This window comes from Pedobacter hartonius (assembly GCF_900107535.1).
Taxonomy (GTDB): Bacteria; Bacteroidota; Bacteroidia; order Sphingobacteriales; family Sphingobacteriaceae; genus Pedobacter; species Pedobacter hartonius.
In genome coordinates, this window is the sequence record NZ_FNRA01000039.1 from 1 (window position 1) to 1,654 (window position 1,654).

A 1,654-nucleotide genomic window follows, 5' to 3' on the forward strand; every position below is an offset into this window, starting at 1 on the left:
AGATACTATTATAAAAAGCAAATTTTGGAGTATCTTTTTTCAAGTATTATATTTGTCAATACAGAGGTTATGTCGCTAATTTTTGGCAAAGACCATCTACCGTAGCCCGTTTATTCGGGCTACTATCTTAAAAGATCTTACCATTTTAATATCTCAGTTGCTGTAATTCAGCAAATAATCTTTATCATTTTTAAATAGGGTATAAATCAACACGAGAAGTTTCCTCTCAAGTGCCACAATTCCAGTCTTTCCCGGTTTTCCATTGTCTTTTAACCTGTTAAAATACTTCTTTAAAACTTTATTGTGAATAATGGAACAGACGGCAGACATATAAAGTGCCGCCCTGATATAGGCGTTCCCGCGTTTGGATATATGTGGCCGCCAACTGAGTGTTCCTGATTCTTTAATAACTACATCTAGACCTACATAACTTACCAACTGCCTTCTGTTAGTGATATTTGCAAATCCATCTGTTTCAGAAATAACTGCTACCGCAGTGATAAAATTGATTCCTGGAATTGTGATTACATGTTTGATTTTCTCTAACAGGAAAACCTCACTCTCAATCTCTTGATGCATTTGTTCCTCTATCTGAACAAGTTGTTTGGAAGCTAATTCAATCCGGTCTTTTAGCCGATCTACTGTATCCTGAAAGGCATCATGGGAGTGTTTCAAGGCATGTAACTGGTTAGTCATTGCGTTTCTGTCTCTGATCAGGCCAATTCGCTCTCTGCTCAATCTTTTTAAGATGCGTAGCTTTTCATTGGGGCGGTTCCAGGGAAAAAGTTCTCTTTCCAGTCCCATTCTGGAAAGCATTTTAGCATCGATTTTATCTGTTTTGTTCTTTTCATCCAGACTCCTGGCATATTGTTTTCCTTTAGTAGGTTGAATAACGCTCACATTGTATCCTTGATCATACAAAAAATAAGCTGCTTCTTCATGATAGGTACCTGTAGCTTCCATGTTTACCATTAAGTTAATGCTATCATCCTTTTTCTTGTCTATCCACTCCTGAAGTTTTAAAAAGCCCTTGTCGTGGTTTTCAAACCCAACTGTGGACACCACTTTGATCTTTAAGTCCACGGTGTAAAAAGACAGGCAGCAATCAATTTTTTTCATGGATACATCAATACCCAGACACTGTTTCAATGTTGTTTTTGTACTCATAAGCTTTCTCATTTTAAATTGAAGCAGAGAGAGATATCCCATAGTCTATACTCATATACTACACAGGCTCAGAGCGAAATCTCCGGCTTAAAATACTATTGAGACTCATGGATAAAGATCCAGACAAAGGTACGGTCTCGCTCAAGCGTACCCCATTGATCAATGACGCCGCTGGTTGTGCTGATGCTCTTCTGTCTTTTTCTCTCTATATCAATATCTTATCTAACTACAATACGTTACAAGAATCCGTTTATTACCCAGGTTGTAAGAACCTGGTAATAAACGTTAAAAAATAGATGAGGTAAAATCTCGCTTTGCATACCTGTATAAAATGCTGCATGTTAATGTTCGGTACTCTACATCTATCTTTTGGTAATAGGCTTAAAGAATGAGGTACAATCTTGCTTTGCATACATATAAACGTGCTGCATGTTTGTGTTCGGTACTCATCAATTCATCTTTGGTATTACTCTGCTAAAGTATGAGT

1 protein-coding gene is annotated in these 1,654 nt (G+C 37.2%); it reads right to left on the reverse strand.

Annotated elements, in window-relative coordinates; translation table 11 throughout:
• Positions 1-153 precede the first annotated feature (153 nt).
• Positions 154-1,167, reverse strand: a complete 1,014-nt coding sequence (locus BLW16_RS22855; protein WP_175470695.1) for an IS110 family RNA-guided transposase — start codon at positions 1,165-1,167, stop codon at positions 154-156.
• Between the last annotated feature and the right edge of the window lie 487 nt (positions 1,168-1,654).

Excerpts from the sequence above, each read along its gene's own strand:
- BLW16_RS22855 (WP_175470695.1), bottom strand. The coding sequence starts at position 1,167 with ATGAGTACAAAAACAACATTGAAACAGTGTCTGGGTATTGATGTATCC.